Source organism: Moorena sp. SIO4A1 (assembly GCF_010672065.1).
GTDB lineage: Bacteria > Cyanobacteriota > Cyanobacteriia > Cyanobacteriales > Coleofasciculaceae > Moorena.
In genome coordinates, this window is sequence record NZ_JAAHHX010000947.1 from 1 (window position 1) to 1,145 (window position 1,145).

The following is a 1,145-nucleotide window of genomic DNA, read 5'->3' on the forward strand; positions in this document are numbered from 1 at the left end:
CTTTTTGTCGTGGTGTTTGCTGGTTTGATTCCGTTTCTATTTGTTGATATAATTTTGGTTGATTTTTTTTGACTTTAACTAGATAGTCATTCCCTGAATCGATGATCGCTGCCAGAGTTTTTTTTGACAATGAAGAGCATCAAAAGTAAATACTACACCAGTTAAATCTAATAATTCAATTAAGTCTCGAACGATGGGAATTTCGCTTTCCTGCTTATTTTCCATCATTTTTACCCCTAATACTAATCTTCTTTGATGGGAAAGCGATGCAGCGCGGTCTTGGGGGTTTCCCCCACTCGCTATTGCATCAAGACAAAGCCGAAACACAGTTGATAAAGTTTTGTTGGGCCTGATTGACCTTTGGTCACGCTACGCGATCGTAGTCAGTAACGGTATTTTTTAGGCTCTTCCCATCCAGCGATACCCATTCATTCGAGGGAATTAAACTATATTGTTGACTCCATTGATTAAACACAACTTGGAGTTCTTCGTAATCGCTAATTATCATGACTCTTCTGATTGCTGAATAAGAAGGAACACGAGCATTGGGAATTTGAAGTCTACTAATTAATTCTGTGCGGTGGCGTTCCACAAATCTACCCAATTGTCGATAACCCCAATAACCACTCATCATCCCCATAATGATAATTAGAAGCACTAGCCATAGAGGCGGACGTTGACCATGAGGACTGCGATGATCAGGTATTTCTAAGAGAAACGTCGATTAAGCTTTTCTCCATAATTTGGGTATATAATGGGAATTATGCCATTTTTTCGGGCTATTGCTTCAATATACACCTTTTTACTCTATAATGAAACAGCCCTGCCTTAAAAAGGGGGAATTTGAGGTTGACAAACGTACCTCTTAACTGCGCGAAACGTTATTATTTTCAACTTTTATTGAAGGTAATAACTACAACTGCAAAACCCACTAATATTGCTCTAGCTAGATCTATAGCGTTGATCATAGCTATGAGGTACACATTATTTTTCGCCTATTGCTAGCATGCCTATTGCTAGCATGCCTCTTGCCTGCTCCCTGCTCCCTGCTCCCTACTCCCTGTTATTGTGAATTTTCAGTAAAGTTTTTGTAAAGAGTTTGTAAATCAATCAAGCTGAAATATATTTTTTGATTTAATTAGAAA

At 38.3% G+C, this 1,145-nt stretch carries 1 protein-coding gene; it reads right to left on the bottom strand.

The genetic code is table 11. The annotated features are described in order from the left end of the window. Positions 1 to 364 precede the first annotated feature (364 nt). Positions 365 to 706 carry a transposase family protein gene (locus tag F6K53_RS44350; RefSeq protein ID WP_293087286.1) on the bottom strand — a complete coding sequence of 114 codons (342 nt, stop codon included), beginning with the start codon at positions 704 to 706 and terminating at the stop codon, positions 365 to 367. Positions 707 to 1,145 lie beyond the last annotated feature (439 nt).